Origin of the sequence: Bacillus cereus group sp. RP29 (assembly GCF_040459765.1) — a bacterium.
Classification (GTDB): domain Bacteria; phylum Bacillota; class Bacilli; order Bacillales; family Bacillaceae_G; genus Bacillus_A; species Bacillus_A paranthracis.
Map to the genome: position 1 here is coordinate 2,742,029 of NZ_JARVHN010000001.1, position 15,372 is coordinate 2,757,400.

Sequence of the window (15,372 nt, forward strand, 5' to 3'; positions counted from 1 at the left end):
TACCGCGTTTGATTCTTTTTACTTAAAACTTCCGTTAGTTTGAACGTATTAGTACAATAATTCAATTGTATTACTGCGAAAAAGAATGAACATTCCTAAACCAATTAGAACAATTGGAACGATAATATGACAATTTCTCTCAAGTACTTTAGCTAAAATAGGAGCTCTTAACAATGTGTAGCTAATAAAACACCATATTGCTATCATGCAAAAAAAGATAATTAATGTAACGAAATTTGCTTCCAAGGATTGACTAGTGAACATTGGTATATAAATTGAGATATTATCAGCTCCATTAGCTAATGTAATCGCAGCTACTTTAAATAATGAGCCAGAAGTGTTATCAATGACTTCATTACTTTTGTTAGAACGAAGCGAGAATAGTCCTTTAATCCCCATATAAATTGGCACGAATCCTAATAATCCGATCCACGATATAGGAATGAAAAAAGAGCTTAAGAAACCAATAATACTTAGAAAAATAATTACACTAAACCCCAAATATTGTCCAATAATAATATAAAGTTCTTTTATCTTAGTTTTCCCATGGAAAGTTCTATCTTCTTCCTTACATACTCCTGTCTTTACTTGTGAAAATAAAACAAGGAGTATAAAAATATCATCAATATTTGTTGAAGTAAATGCAATAAAAGAAGAAATTATAGTTGTAACCAAAATAAGCCAACTACCTTTATAATGAAATGTATGCCTACTAGCGAAGCGGATTAACTGTAGTTTTTTATCAATATTTTGATTCTTTTATAAAACAATATGAATATTTTACTTATCTGCTACTTGATTCGTTAATAAATAAACCACTTTATTGCTTCTCAAATCATTTCATTTTAAATTAAGTAAGTGTATTCTTCCTACACAATGGCTAAAAAGGGAAAATTAAATGTTGTGTAATATAAAAAGAGCCCTTTATGAGGACTCTTTTTAAACTTAAGCTACTTTTCGATATAAATGTTGTGTTTCTTTTTTCTTTTCTGCTTTTGGTGGACGAATTAAAATAGATATAATGAAAGAGATAACAGAAAGAACGCCGATTATAATAAAGGTTGGTTCAAATCCTCCAAGAAGCGCCCCGATGAATGATCCTGCAAGTGCACCAAATCCGAAACCTTGGTATACAATCCCATAATTTGTACTATGGTTTTTTAATCCGAAGAAATCTCCAACAATAGCTGGGAATATAGTGATATTACCGCCAAAGCAAAAGGCAACACTTGCTACACATGCGAAATATATGCCGTAATTTAGCGGAATGAAACTTAATGTAAAGACTGACAATCCAATGATAATAAACGTTGCAGAAACGATTTTCATTCGACCTATTTTATCTGATAACGTTCCAAGAACAATACGACCTACTGTATTAAAAATTGCAATCATTGCAACGGCGTTAGCGGCAGTTGCTGCGCTAAGTCCAACGAGCTGCACTCCGATATCTTTGACCATACCGATTAAATATAGACCGCCCATACACGATGTGAATAGCATAAAAAACAAAAGGTATACTTGTTTCGTTCGCATCATTTCACGAGGTGTATAATCATTGTGTAAAGTCTCAGCTACAGTGTTACTTACTATTGCTTCACGTAAGAAGAACGATCCGATTAATACTAAAAGTAAGACGATAATCCCCCAATATAAAAAGGCTTGTGATACACCAAGGCTGTCGATCAGATTTCCGTTTATATATCTAAAGATTAAGCTGCCCATTCCATATGCTGATACAGATATACCTGAAATAAGCCCTTTCCGATTCGGAAACCATTTAATTAAATTAGATAATGATGTGATATAAGCAGTTCCATCGGCATAACCAACTACTACACCCGCTAATAAATATAGTAATGGTAAGGAGGAAACTTGTGAACTTAGTATTAAACCGAGTCCCAGCACAATCCCTGCAGTAGCGATGAGTTTTCGAAGCCCTAATTTTTGCTGTAACTTTCCTGCAAATAATGTTGAAAATGATAAAGAGAAGCTTGTAATGGAGAAAGTTATAGCAACTGAATTAAGGTTCCATCCAAACTTACTTACAAGGGGCTGATTAAATAAACTCCATGTATAAATTGTTCCAAGGCCAATTTGAACAATGATTGTACCTAGAACAATTAGTAACGGATTTATAGAAGTTTGTTTCATACTAACTGTCCCCTTCTTTTATCGTGACATGAATTTTCACAGTTAGTATAACCATCATAAAAAGCAAGATACTGCATGAAAAATGGAAATTGAATTCATGTACACAAAAAGACACTCCATTATGAAGTGTCTTTCTGCAGGTTATATTAGATTTACTTAAAGAAAGCTTTGTTAAGATAAGACATTTTCAAATGCTTATGTATATAGAATACCAAAAGATTTCTGTCATGAGATGGGACTTAAGATGTATTTTTCATTCATCATATAGTCGGATAAACGAAAAATTAATATTCAATTTCATCAAAATCTTTCGGCTGCGGTACCGTTTGCATATTAGCTGCATCTTTTGGATCGCTATAAATTGCATTTTGTTCTGTATTTACATCCTTAATGTTTTGCTTTTTATTTTTGTTCACTTTATCTTTCACTTTCAATCACTCCTTTTTGTTATAGGAGTAATTATGCCCTATTACTGTTACGAAATGTATCAACGACTAAATTACTAAATTCACGTAAATAATATAAATAATTATCACCGCCGTAGTTGTATCTTTTATTATACATTTTCGCAACAACTACATTATATTCAGGTATTACTAATATAGTTGGTCCCGTAATTCCTAATATTTGATACGCTCCTTTTGGTACGCGTTCACCAAGTTCATTTAATTGTGCAGGTTCATTTTGAACGAACCAAAACAAGCCATTTTGTGGTAGCTCTTTATTTGCATATATTGGACTCTGCAAACTCGTAGCGATTTTTATAACTTCTTTTGGAACAATTTGTTTATCATCTATCATACCTTGATTTAAATGAAGGTTGCCCCACTGTGCAAATTCTCTAGCGGAGACAAACAGATTTTTTTCAGTACCGTCATCTACTGTACCAATTTCACTAATTGCGTCTTTATTTGGATCATCAACAACTGCAACTAAATTATCATCTTGCTGTATTCTCCATCCTGTTTCTTGGAAATTAGCAGGTTTAAACACACGCTCTTTTAACAATTCAGGAAAACTTTTGTTATATAGCTGATAAATAAGACGTGTCATCATTCTTACATTAATATCTCTATACGCCCATCCTTGCCCCGGTTCAAATTCACGAAAAATTATCCCGCCATTCGTTTCTTCTAATCCGTGCGAATGTGTTACTAAATGTCTTATCGTCGTTTTACTAAGCAATACAGGATCAAAGTCTTTAAAATATTTTATCGCTTCATCATCAATAGAGTTTATTTTCCCCTCGTAAAGCGCATACGCTATCATTAATCCTAAATAACTTTTTCTAGCAGAAGCAACGTTAAATTGTGAAGATGCTGTTACTTTCTTGCTTGTAGATGTATTTGAGTGATAGCCACTATAATGCTCCAGTACAATTTTGTTATCTTTCATTATGCAAAGCGCTGCTGCAGAGCTATGGTTTTGTTCTTTTATATTTTCTACCCAAGAAATCAACTTATCATATGTATACAAATAAATCCCCCTTAATACACATAAAAATTACAGCTTGAAAGAAAAGTGCAAAATAGTTTTCACACCTTTCCTTCAAGCAAAATATCTTTGATGTTCTATACTTAAATGATCCACCAGTTCCAGCAATTAAAGCAACCGAAACATCCAGCGCATCCTATGCATCCGCCGCAACGACCTGCACAACCACCACATCTGCCGCCACATCCGCCACAGCGTCCACCACAACCTCCGCATCCGCCGCAACGACGTGCATCGTCTTGAATGTAGTAGTATGGATATTGACTTTGTTGTTGATCCCAATACACAACATTACCAGTTTGATAATCATTAAGGTTTAATGATTGTAGTTCTTGTTGAAACTGATTCATTATGAAACCCCTCCATTTATAAATATAAATTCCGTCCACATATTGAAGTTAATAAATGTTAATAAACAAAGTAGAAACAAATGGCTATATACTTGAATACGTACATCAACAAAATATGAACTTACACTAGGTGATGTACCTTGTTTTTCAGCCTATTTTCTTAATCACTTTTTGCTGGACGAATTTATTATTAATAGAGGTTTTTAAAAATTACTAATCCAACAGTTTAGTAGTTCATCACTTAATTTTCTTTCTAGTAACTCTTTAACTAAAGGTTCTGGCATGATTTTATAAGTATGTAAAGCTTCTTGATTATAATCTATCCAGTGAAATGCCAAATGAGATTCTTTAGATTTTGGTATGAAATCAATATGTAGCTCTTGTGAATCTATCTCAAAAATATGATTGATTTCATGGTGAAGAACTTCTCGATCTTGCCATCGGTTTTCTATGACTCCTAAAAATTGTTTTATACTACAATTTACTCCGAGCTCTTCCCTTAGTTCTCTTATTAATGCATTCTCAGCTGATTCGCCAACTTCAACATGACCACCTGGTAAAAAATAATGATGGCCAATATATTCAGCCACTAACAATTTTTTATCCTTAATCATAACAGCTCGTACAATATGATGAAATTTATTTTTCAATTGTTATTCCTCCCATTCATTGTTAAACGAATAAACGATAAACTTCCTCACCATCATAATCATGTCCCAATGGTTGAAAACCGTAACTTTCATATAATTTCTTTGCAGAGATATTATCTTTATGTACTGTTAATCTAATTTCTTTACACGCCTTAAACGTATTTTTTATTAAATATATACTTTCTTGTAATGCTGCTTTTCCATAACCGTTACCTTGCTGCTTTTGATCGATAATAAATCCGTTTATCCAATACATATCAGTTGTTTCTTTTACAACAGCATGCATAACAAAACCAACCATTAAATCGCCATTGTATATTGCAAATGGTTGGTATTCTACAGCATCCCCATCTGGTTTTATATATACTTTAGCAAGTGAAACTGCTACAGCCGGAACAAATTTTCTTTGATTTTCTTTAACTTGTAACTTTAATGCATCTTCCCAATTCTCTCTCGTAACAACCTTTAACTGGATATTCAATATGGTAAGCTCCTTTATAAAAAGAATGTATTTATATATTCAACGCAATAAAATAATTCCCTGTTTCTTAATTTTAAGAAACAGGGAATTATCACTTCTAAAAAATCTATCCAGTTATATCGCTGTACTTTTCACTTCGAGTATCTTTCTTTAATGATACATGCGCTATTAAAACTCCAAGTATAGTAATTACTCCACCAACTACCGAAATAAAAGTAGGTACTTCACCTAACCATACCCAAGCTATAAAACAAGCAATTACTGGCGTTAAATATAGAGAGCTTGTTGCCTCGGAAGCACCAGTATGAGATATAATATAGGCCAATGCAATATACGGGAGTACTGTTGGAAATAAACCTAAATATATAACGCTCAAATTCACTTCAAGAGGAGCCACCAGTATTTCTTGGTACATTCCCGGTAAGAAAATAAGCATACATACAGTACTAGATAAAATTGTATATATGGTAAATGGCAAGAAGCCGTACTTTTTCAAGTACGATGTTTGAAAAACGAAAAATAGACTTTCTGAAACGGCTGCTAATAATATAAATAATCCCCCGCTATTAAATTGAATAGACCCCCCTTGACTAAATGATATGAAAGAAATTCCTATAAAGCTAATTACACCACCGATCCATCCAGTTGCTTTCATTTTTTCATTTAAAAAAACAAAAGCAAGAACTGCCGTTACTATAGGTGTGACGGAAACGATTAAACTTGCCGATCCAGCATTTACTGTTTTTTCACCATAGTTTAATGCAATGTGGTAAAAAGTAAACCCTAAAGCACCAAATAAAAAAATCGCTGGAATATCTTTTAGATCAGGTAATCGTAGTTTGTATAAAAACGAAAACAAAAGAAGTATGAATGAAGCGATTAACAAACGAAGTAAAGTAAGATGTTCAGGTGTGTAAGATTCAAGGCCCATACGAATTGCCGGAAAGGCCGTTCCCCAAATTAAAATTGTAAAAGAATGAGCACATATAATTCGATAATCCCATTTTTTATAATTCATGTTTTCTCTCCCCCTTCAAACCAACCACTTTATAATTACCAATTATTTCTTCCCATCATATTTAATAGTTGATACAATGTCTTCAACCAGTTTTTTATCGTAAAAACCAACCACTTGGCATTTTTCAAGTGAGCGAAGGAGTTTTTTGATGACCACTAGTAAAAAACTACCTAAGTATCAGCAAATAGTAGACTATATGAAAGAAAAAATTGAAAATGGAGAATGGCCTATAGGAAGTAAGATTCCTAGTCAACGGCAGTTAGCGAAATTATTTCAAGTAAATCGTAGTACTGTAATAACTGCACTAGATGAACTTATGGCTGATGGATTGATTCAAGGGAAAATTGGAGCAGGAACAATTGTAACGAATAATACATGGTCATTATTAGCAACAAATCCACCACCTGATTGGAGTGAATATGTAAAGGCTGGTATTCATAAACCAAGCAAGTTAATGGTACGAGAAATAAATGAAGCAGAAGCAAATAACAAACTTATCCATCTTAGTAAAGGCGAACTTTCTCCTCATCTTTTTCCATTAGAAACGATGCAGTCCATTATGAAGAAAGTAAGTGAGGAATTAGACTATTTTGGATATGAGGAACAAAAAGGGTTTTATCCGTTACGTGAAGCAATAAGTAAATACGTAAAATCATTTGGAATACAAGCATCACCGGGTTCCATATTAATCGTCTCGGGTGCATTACAAGCATTGCAATTAATATCAATTGGTCTTTTACATAGAGAGTCTACCGTTTTACTTGAACAACCTTCTTACTTATATTCACTTCATGTATTTCAATCAGCAAATATAAATCTATCTGGTATATCTATGGATCCTCACGGTATATTACCTAACGAGTTATTAAAACGAATTAAATACAGTCAGAAGAAAAATATTTTATACTCAATCCCTTGTTTTCAAAATCCAACAGGGGTATTAATGTCTAAAGAGCGAAGAAAAGAAATATTAAAAATATGCGAAAAGGAACAGTTACCTATTATTGAAGATGATATCTATCGCGAGTTATGGATTGATGAACCACCACCAGTGCCTTTAAAATCAAGGGATAAACATGGACATGTATTATATATTGGTAGTCTCTCTAAGACACTTACCCCAGGACTTAGAATTGGATGGATTATTGGACCTGAACCAGTTATTGATAGATTATCAGATATAAAAATGCAAACAGATTATGGATCGAGTTCATTATCTCAAAGAGTTGCTGCTGAATGGATAAATAAAGGATTTTATGAGGAACATGTTGCAAACATAAGAATTAAATTAAAAGAACGAAGACAAATAATGATACGAGCTTTACATAAGTATTGTGCAGATATTGCCACCTGGGATATTCCTAGTGGTGGATTTTTTATATGGCTAAAGGTAGTACCTAGCATTCCGATGAAGAAATTATTTTCAAAGGCACTATCAAAAGGGATTCTATTAAACCCGGGACGTATCTATGAAGAAGAATCAGATCGATACATTCGTTTATCATATGGATATGCTTCTCCAGAGCAAATGACTAACGGTATTAAATTGTTAAGCGAATTAATTCGTAAGTTAATGACATAATAAAAACTCCTCTTTTTCCATAGAGGAGTTTTTGTGTATTTTATTTACCACAACCGCATTTCCTGCCCCAACACAATAAGTCCTTCATAAGGATCCCCGTCAATGTTTAATACTTGAGCAAAAGCAGGTTCTGTTTTTAAACCGTTCTCTTTTAAGCGAATAATTTCTTCTCTTATATGTGGATGTTGCATTAATAACATGTGCTCTACTATCATATGTCTATATGCATTTTGGTTGCGCACTGGCTTAGGCTGAGCAAATAATTCAAATTTAAAACCTTCAAATTCAAAATTTACTTTTATCGATTCAGTATTTTTAATTTTTTTCTTTTTTATTTTGAATCCTTCATAAGAGCCATATAAAGATCTCATTTCTTGTTCAAAAACATCAAAGTTATGTACTTCCATTACTATATCTAAGTCAGATTGAAGTGTGTCAATTCTTATAGGTATTGTCCCGTAAAGAATGGGACTATACAAAGCTAAATCCTCCATGATGTTTAGTTTATTCAAAACATCATATACCTTTTGTTGCTTGTCATTCCCTGATTGTAAATATGTAATAGATGTAAACATGGAAGTCTCTCCTTCATTTCACGTAATACGTGTTTCACTAAATTCAAGAAAATTTGTCCGTTTAAATTTGTTCTAAGAGTACCTTTATTTCAATATATTAAGACGAATAAACGATGTTTTTCAACTTTTCTCCTATACTGCAATACTATAAAAATAAAAAAGGAGGAATTATTATGAGCATTTTTAACATTCTTTTAACCATCCACATATTATTTGGGACAATATGCTTAATCACCGGTATTGTAGCGATGGTTGCTCAAAAGAAGAAAGGAAAACATACGGAATGGGGTGAAATATATCATGCATCCTATGTGGTCATAACCCTTACTGCAATTATATTATCCATTATAAACTGGGATAAAATCGCATATTTATTTTATGTAGCAATTTTCTCTTATGCTTTTGCGATTTATGGCTACCTTGCACGAAAAAAACGCTGGAAAAATTGGATCCACCACCATATTAGAGGTATGTTAGGTTCTTATATAGGTGCGGTAACCGCACTTTTAGTAAACGTCGGCATTCATATCCCCTTAATTAATTTACTGCCACCTATATGGTTTTGGTTTTTACCTACATTAATCGGTATTCCTCTCGTAGCCAGTGTATCAAAAAAATATAAAAAGCGTAGTTAAAATTCATTACATTTTTGTTACTTTCTGATGATTATTATGAAAAATCATACTCAATGTAATATTTTATTAATAAGTTCAAAATTGTACTGCTTTAAGTTAGTCACTTAGCGCTAAATAAAAAGAATCCAATACTTTTATTGGATTCTTTTTCGGATTTCATTTCAATGTCGGCTCTATGTATTCAATGATATTACCATCTGGATGACGAACTATCATTTTTATGCCTGTGGGTACTTGTATTGGTTCAGTAATCATTACGCCGTTATAGTTTAAGATTAGTTTTCTTACTTCATTGAGATCATCAATTACGATCGTTGCAGCAACATGATTCTTAATTGTTTCATTTAATTCTTCAATTAAAAGTAAATTTGTAAATCTAATTACATGCGTTCCATTCATTTGAAATTCCTGTGGTTTTTCTTGCTTTAATAGTATTTTGTAAAATTCTAGATGAGTTTGTAAGTCTGAAACATAGAGGCGTGGAACAACAGCTAATATATTCATCCTACTTACACTCCTTTTTATTTTAACTAGATTAATTATATATTAATCGAAAATTTCTATAAACTATTATGTTAAAAATAGTATCTTTTAATTAAATTTCAAAACTGAATGTAATCGATCCGGATAATTCGTAAACATCCCGTCAACTCCCCATAATATTAACTTTTTCATGTCTGCTTCATTATCTACAGTAAATGGATGAACTTCTAATCCGTGTTTCTTTATTTTCTTTACATAAGCTGCATCAATATATTTGTAATTCATACCAAGACCTATGCAATATGTACTATACTTCTCTATTTCTGATTCAGTTAATTGAACTGCTTTTTTGTAAGATAGTAATTGGACTAGAGGTATATTAACATGTAAACTATGTAGCTTTTGCAAACTTTCTTCACTAAATGATTGAATAATAACTTTATCCTGTATTTCATAGTGATTGATAATTTCTAATAACTTTTCTTCCATTCCTGGATATTCATCAGGTGATTTGGTTTCAATATAATAGTTCGCGTCATGCCCAAACACTTCAATTACTTCTTCGAGTGTTGGAACTTTAGCATTTTCATATTCTTTCTTTGCTAAATTTGGATACTTTTTATTGTAAGTAGAACCTGCATTTAATTGCTTTAATTCCTCTAATGTATGTTCCTTAACTAGCCCCATACCGTTTGTAGTACGATTTACTGTTTCATCATGCATAGCTACTAAATGTCCATCTTTTGTCATTTGAAGATCTATTTCTATATAATCGCCTTTTAATTGTTGTCCCAATTTATACGCAGCAATTGTATGTTCCGGTGCATACGCCGAAGCCCCTCTATGTGCAATGTTTTTTATATAATTCGATTGATTAATAGCTTTTGTGTACTTAAGTTCATTTACTTTATGAAAAACAAAAGTACCTATTACTATAAATGTACAAATGATTGTAACGATATATATCTTTTTCATAATAATGTATTAACCCCTACATGAAAGCAATTTGGCTTGGATAATTTATTCAAATAAATGTCGATTTTCAAATACCGTCATTTGTCCAACAGATTGAAAATCAGCCTTTTTATAAATAGTAATCCCATCAGGTGAAGCTTGTAATACACATTGAGCAACGTTTAATTCCTTTGCTTCTTGCAGCAAGTAATGAAACATAGTAGAACCAAATCCTTTTCCTCTCATTTCTTCTTTCGTTGCTATATCATAAATACCAATACTATCTTGTGTACACACTAATGAACCAACCGATACGACTTCATCTTTATAAAACCCTAAGTATAGTTTCATATTTTCACTATTCCATAAATGGAAAGAAGCAGTTTGATTGTAGAATGCTTGTACATGTATACCTTCCTCGGATGTACCAAATAGACTAGCTAACGCTTCTCCAAACTTTTTAATTTGTCCTGACGAAGATGCTTTTTGTATCGTAAAACCTTCTGGCAAGTTTGTTGTTGGATGTATTGTATGTAAGTTTGCTACCATCGCGATATTTTGTTCTGTTTCTTTTAATCCAAGCTTTATTAATTCATTCTTTATATTCCCCTCTAGCTTCTCGTCCCAAAACCAAACACTCATTGGATATTTCTTTTGGTTATAGTATACTACCTCCTTATATAATTTCTCGATATTTTCCGTTACATTATTGTTTAGTAAAGTAATGATATTAAATGTATCTGCAGGTAAACCACAGTCGACAGCAATGTAACCCTTCGTTTCTTTTACATTCATTCCCTGTGCCTGCCGCGCAATATATGAAGTTTTATATGTAAAATTATCTATTAGTAACTTTTTAAAATTCATTCATTTTGCCCCTTTCATAAAAATTCAAATTCGAATCTTTCAGTATTAAATATAACATATAAGAAATATACCTATTTCTATAAAAATATCTCTATAAATCACTCTTTGTCTCCTTAAAGAATTAAATATGATATAACGTTGTCGGAATGAAAAAAGTGGTATATAATAAATATTAACATTACTAGTAATTATTTTAGGTATTCCTAGAATAAAGGAGCGATACATATGAAAATTACTATTTATTTCGGAAGTCATGAAGATCAAGATGTTCGTACAATGGACTGTCATTTAGATGTAGAAGATACGGAAGAGATTGTTTCTGTATCATAATATAAATAGTTGGGATGAACCCTCTTCCCTACAACGTTTAAGGCACCTTTTACAGGTGTCTTTTTTGTTGTTTTTTCGTCAAAAACCCTTTACTTTAGAGCGTTTTAATAGTAAAATATACATATACGAACAAATGTTCTTTTTTATTTTAATTGTACATGAAGGGATGATTTTTACAATGGCTCAAACAAAGCGCAGAGGAAGAAAAAAGCAAACACCTATTATTTCAAATACAGGCTTTATCGGCTCTGTCTTTATTGATACATTGGAGTTACAAAAGAAATCCTATTATTTCGCCCGTAAAAAACTTCAAATTGTTCATCACGTATTAGATGGTCTATCTGGGGCAACAAGCTCTCTATTTAAAGAGCATAACATTTCAGCATACATGTCATGTGTATATTTACATAAACAAAAGAAAATCGGATTTGTTCTTTCAACGAAGCCTTTTGAACAAAGTGACGGTGTTGCTTACTTTATAAATTATTTAATCGAAAAGAATTTTTACGGTAACGAGGAAGTAGAATATCAAGAAGTATATAATACAGGTTTTATTGGTGTAGTATTCGCCGATTTATGTAGTATAGATCGTTTTAATTTCGAGTTTGAAATGGGTATGTTAACGAAATTAATGAAAGATATGATTATTCCGGTTAAAGAACTCTTTTTACGCCACAATGTACCGGCATACATTTCCACTTCTCATCTAGAGGAACAAAACAAATTAGGTTTCGTTCTATCTGTAAAACCATATGATGAACGTGCAGAAGCAGATTTATATTTTGAGGCGTATTTAAAAGAACGCGGGTTATTTATTGGTGATGAAGAAGACGATATTGATAAGATTGTTATTAGAAAAACAGCTGAATTACGATAGATAAGCGCAGGATGATGATCCTGCGCTATTTCGATATTATTTAATTACGTTCAACACTATACCCTTTTGAATGAATTTCTAAATTCAATTTATTTGAGTAAGCCTGATTTAAAATAAGAAATACGATTCCTCCTCCAATTGGAAGCGTGTAGGATGGAATATGATTTAATAATAGACCTGATAATGCCAGTGCTATCGGCTGCATCATTTTACCTAAACTTAATCCAATACTAAGCACTCTGCCCCTATATTCATCTGGAATCTCTCTTTGCATAAAATAAATTAAAGGGATATCGATTAATGCTATCATTAACCCTAAAAAGAACATAATGGCGCAGTACATGGTCACAAATACAATTTTATTCACTTCAATACTTTTGAATAGAACAGGTGCACCTGAAACTATCATAAAAATTGCCATCATAAAACTTGTTTTTTTCAATAGATAGGAATAAGAAAAACGATTCGTTATCTTTTTTACTATGATTGCACCAACTATCATACCTATTGGAAAAGTCCCTTGGATCAAACCAAATTGTTTAGAACTAAGATTGAGAACTGTATTCATAATGTATGGCAATGGAACAGTTACAGAAAATCCTAGAAAAAAATTAAGTGAAATTAAAATACGAAACGTATTTTTTAAGCTCTCCCGCTCCATTAAGTAAGAGTATCCCTCCTTTATATCTTTCATAAAATTAATTTCCCTTATTGAACATTCCTTATTTATGTATTGCTCGCACAATTTAAAGTTGATAAACAATATGGATATAGCCGAAAGGATAAATGAAATACCGTTAATGATTATAAAAGTGTTCATCTCAAAGACTGCAAAAACAATGCCCCCTAACATAGGCCCTAGAATTAAAGATATAGAATCGATAATTTTACTTATAGAGTTAAGACCCATTAGTCTCTCTTTAGAGACGATATTTGGTTTTGCAGCCTCTAAACCTATTACAAAAAATGTTGTAAATACTGTCATCAGAAAGGTAGTAGTATAAATGATGAATAAGTTTAACCCATAATAGTTGCTTACTATATAAACAGTTATTAATAAGCATCCGCTTAGTACATCCATACAAACGACGAGTTTCTTTTTATCAACCTTATCAGCAATTACACCGGCAAATGGATTCATAACAATCATTGGAATCGTTCCTAAAATAAGCGTAATCGCGAAATTTAAAGCAGATCCGGTTATTTGTAATACATACAATCCTAATGCAAAACTATAAATAGAGCTACCGAATATTGATACTGTTTTTGCAATTGAATATAAACAAATATTCCTTAGTTCTTGGTTTCTTTTTTTATTTTCTATATGTAACCGTAAACTTGTCATAACTTTTCCCCCTGCCTAATTTTGTGTTACGTACATTGTAAGTTCTTGGGTCAACCCAATCGCAATATGTACGATTTGAATAATTTTAAGGGGAAATAAATAAAAGATGGGGTTACCCCCATCTTTTTCCGAAAAATGAATATGTATAAATTTCTTCACCTTGAACAAAGAAATCCTCGTACTTTCCGCCTCGTTTCAAATAATTTGAAGTACTTTCATCAATGGATTGAAACTGTAGATTTTGGATTTCTTTCTTTATTTTTGAAAGTGAAAAATTTGCTCGAAAGTTATTTGTAATTTGGCTATTTAAGCTGAAATTTTTAAATAAAATAAATAAACTTAATAAATAACAATTGGATTTAAAAAGTGGGTTTAATTCGTGAAGTAAAAAATCCGCATGTTCAAAACTATAATTGCTCGTACCAGAGTGATCAATTACAATATCTACTGACCGATTTTGAATAGGGATGTTCAAAAAATCCGCACAGATAAAGAGAATATTTCTTCTCAGATTTTTTCTCGCTAATACGTCTTTTAAAAATAAAAGTTTATTGAAATCTCTATCTACTGCGATGTATAGGCAATCTTCGGGTAGTTCTTCATAAATGCTCCTCAAAAAGAACCCAAGTCCTGATCCTATATCTAGTATTAATTTGTTATTTAAATCTAAATGTATTAGTTTCTTTTTCGCCCATTCCCCTTCTTTAAGCATATTTTCCAAATATGCATTATCAGTTTCATGAATATAATCCGAAATAGTATCTTCAAGTGACGTTCGCTCATTTGCTTTAAATGATTTACCAGCAGTTATTATTCCTGAAGTAATTATATATTCTTCACCACAATTACAAATTAACTTTCCCTCGGTAATTTGATTGTTATTAATAATTCCATCTTGAAGAATTAGTTTTTGTCTACACTTAGAACATGTAAGTAAATGTAGTATACTTAAATCTATCCCTATAATTGTATTGGAAGTTTCATTTGTTAATAATAAATCATGTAACACTCCCTTTAATTTATCCCGTTTCTTCTCCAAAAGTTCTATTTCCTGTTCCATTTTGTCATATTTTAGTTTAAATAAAGATTGGTAAAAGATATCTTTTTCGTAATTCATAGATTTTGCTAAATTTTTATAAAAAAATAGTTCTTTGATTTCATTCAAGCTAAATCCTAGATCTTTGTAATGTATTATAAGTTCTAAATCTGTTTGACAATACTCATCAAAAAAATAGTGGCCTCCCTTTTTTTCAGGAATAATAAGACTGAGATCCATATAATGTCTAATTGTATCAATACTTAAGTTATTTACTTCTCCAAACTTACCGATTTTCATAGTATCCCTACCATTTAAATATTTTTTTATGTAGATTTCTATTTTTACCTTTAAAAATCCTTTCTCTTTTTTATCAACATTATTTATGGAATGAAAAGAGGGTATTTTTTATATAGGTGTGCCTAATAATATAGTACCAAGCTTTAAAGCTTGGTCAATTCTTTCCGAGATAGGTTGATGAATTTCTTCACTCCAGTAATTTGTATGTGTAATAAATTACACCTATTTCCTTGAGAATTTT

At 31.7% G+C, this 15,372-nt stretch carries 17 protein-coding genes and 1 pseudogene; 3 read left to right on the forward strand and 15 right to left on the reverse strand.

The genetic code is table 11. The features are described 5' to 3' along the window. Positions 1 to 48: 48 nt before the first annotated feature. The 8 genes from QCI47_RS14670 to QCI47_RS14705 form a co-directional block, all read right to left on the reverse strand. Positions 49 to 675, reverse strand: a complete 627-nt coding sequence (locus QCI47_RS14670) for a cadmium resistance transporter (protein ID WP_242231041.1) — start codon at positions 673 to 675, stop codon at positions 49 to 51. Positions 676 to 945: 270 nt separating this feature from the next. Then, positions 946 to 2,154 carry an L-lactate MFS transporter gene (locus QCI47_RS14675; protein WP_000815154.1) on the reverse strand — a complete coding sequence of 403 codons (1,209 nt, stop codon included), beginning with the start codon at positions 2,152 to 2,154 and terminating at the stop codon, positions 946 to 948. A gap of 284 nt (positions 2,155 to 2,438) precedes the next feature. Further along, positions 2,439 to 2,582 carry a hypothetical protein gene (locus QCI47_RS14680; RefSeq protein ID WP_000653680.1) on the reverse strand — a complete coding sequence of 48 codons (144 nt, stop codon included), beginning with the start codon at positions 2,580 to 2,582 and terminating at the stop codon, positions 2,439 to 2,441. A gap of 31 nt (positions 2,583 to 2,613) precedes the next feature. Then, positions 2,614 to 3,630 (reverse strand): serine hydrolase domain-containing protein, encoded by a 1,017-nt coding sequence (locus tag QCI47_RS14685; RefSeq protein WP_071741658.1) that lies wholly within the window; start codon positions 3,628 to 3,630, stop codon positions 2,614 to 2,616. A gap of 101 nt (positions 3,631 to 3,731) precedes the next feature. Next, positions 3,732 to 3,998, reverse strand: a complete 267-nt coding sequence (locus QCI47_RS14690; RefSeq protein WP_001071388.1) for a heterocycloanthracin/sonorensin family bacteriocin — start codon at positions 3,996 to 3,998, stop codon at positions 3,732 to 3,734. A gap of 203 nt (positions 3,999 to 4,201) precedes the next feature. Beyond that, complete coding sequence (locus QCI47_RS14695) at positions 4,202 to 4,648, reverse strand: NUDIX domain-containing protein (RefSeq protein WP_000790756.1); 447 nt, start codon at positions 4,646 to 4,648, stop codon at positions 4,202 to 4,204. A gap of 22 nt (positions 4,649 to 4,670) precedes the next feature. Then, on the reverse strand, positions 4,671 to 5,129 hold the full coding sequence (locus tag QCI47_RS14700) for a GNAT family N-acetyltransferase (protein WP_001025607.1): 459 nt from the start codon (positions 5,127 to 5,129) through the stop codon (positions 4,671 to 4,673). Positions 5,130 to 5,235: 106 nt separating this feature from the next. Next, complete coding sequence (locus QCI47_RS14705) at positions 5,236 to 6,147, reverse strand: DMT family transporter (RefSeq protein ID WP_309423036.1); 912 nt, start codon at positions 6,145 to 6,147, stop codon at positions 5,236 to 5,238. Positions 6,148 to 6,292: 145 nt separating this feature from the next. On the opposite strand from QCI47_RS14705, the gene norG reads away from it, so the two are divergent. Further along, on the forward strand, positions 6,293 to 7,729 hold the full coding sequence (norG, locus tag QCI47_RS14710; protein WP_440044306.1) for an efflux pump transcription regulator NorG: 1,437 nt from the start codon (positions 6,293 to 6,295) through the stop codon (positions 7,727 to 7,729). A gap of 44 nt (positions 7,730 to 7,773) precedes the next feature. Here norG and QCI47_RS14715 read toward each other — a convergent pair whose 3' ends face one another. After that, positions 7,774 to 8,304 (reverse strand): DUF4269 domain-containing protein, encoded by a 531-nt coding sequence (locus tag QCI47_RS14715; RefSeq protein ID WP_353811837.1) that lies wholly within the window; start codon positions 8,302 to 8,304, stop codon positions 7,774 to 7,776. Between the two features lie 173 nt (positions 8,305 to 8,477). Here QCI47_RS14715 and QCI47_RS14720 point away from each other — a divergent pair, with 173 nt between their 5' ends. After that, positions 8,478 to 8,939 (forward strand): DUF2306 domain-containing protein, encoded by a 462-nt coding sequence (locus QCI47_RS14720; RefSeq protein ID WP_000021738.1) that lies wholly within the window; start codon positions 8,478 to 8,480, stop codon positions 8,937 to 8,939. Between the two features lie 156 nt (positions 8,940 to 9,095). On the opposite strand, the gene QCI47_RS14725 is transcribed toward QCI47_RS14720, so the two are convergent. The 3 genes from QCI47_RS14725 to QCI47_RS14735 all read right to left on the reverse strand — a co-directional run bounded on the left by QCI47_RS14725 (position 9,096) and on the right by QCI47_RS14735 (position 11,243). Next, the gene (locus QCI47_RS14725; protein ID WP_001022865.1) at positions 9,096 to 9,443 is read right to left on the reverse strand and encodes a VOC family protein; all 348 of its coding nucleotides are present in this window, start codon (positions 9,441 to 9,443) and stop codon (positions 9,096 to 9,098) included. Positions 9,444 to 9,530: 87 nt separating this feature from the next. Next, the gene (locus QCI47_RS14730; RefSeq protein ID WP_309423032.1) at positions 9,531 to 10,397 is read right to left on the reverse strand and encodes a glycerophosphodiester phosphodiesterase; all 867 of its coding nucleotides are present in this window, start codon (positions 10,395 to 10,397) and stop codon (positions 9,531 to 9,533) included. A gap of 45 nt (positions 10,398 to 10,442) precedes the next feature. Beyond that, on the reverse strand, positions 10,443 to 11,243 hold the full coding sequence (locus QCI47_RS14735) for a GNAT family N-acetyltransferase (protein ID WP_309423031.1): 801 nt from the start codon (positions 11,241 to 11,243) through the stop codon (positions 10,443 to 10,445). A 508-nt stretch (positions 11,244 to 11,751) separates the two neighbouring features. Here QCI47_RS14735 and QCI47_RS14740 point away from each other — a divergent pair. Beyond that, positions 11,752 to 12,450: a hypothetical protein gene (locus QCI47_RS14740; RefSeq protein ID WP_001990662.1), complete on the forward strand. Its 699-nt coding sequence runs from the start codon at positions 11,752 to 11,754 to the stop codon at positions 12,448 to 12,450. Between the two features lie 40 nt (positions 12,451 to 12,490). Here the strand turns inward: QCI47_RS14740 and QCI47_RS14745 are convergent, their stop codons facing one another. From QCI47_RS14745 to QCI47_RS14755, 3 genes and pseudogenes are all read right to left on the reverse strand, one after another. Then, positions 12,491 to 13,795, reverse strand: coding sequence for an MFS transporter (locus QCI47_RS14745; protein ID WP_061130355.1), 1,305 nt, complete (start codon positions 13,793 to 13,795; stop codon positions 12,491 to 12,493). Between the two features lie 112 nt (positions 13,796 to 13,907). After that, positions 13,908 to 15,131 carry a methyltransferase domain-containing protein gene (locus tag QCI47_RS14750; protein ID WP_309423029.1) on the reverse strand — a complete coding sequence of 408 codons (1,224 nt, stop codon included), beginning with the start codon at positions 15,129 to 15,131 and terminating at the stop codon, positions 13,908 to 13,910. A 126-nt stretch (positions 15,132 to 15,257) separates the two neighbouring features. Then, positions 15,258 to 15,326: pseudogene (locus tag QCI47_RS14755) on the reverse strand (glutamine amidotransferase); the annotation flags it as partial. Positions 15,327 to 15,372: the final 46 nt, after the last annotated feature.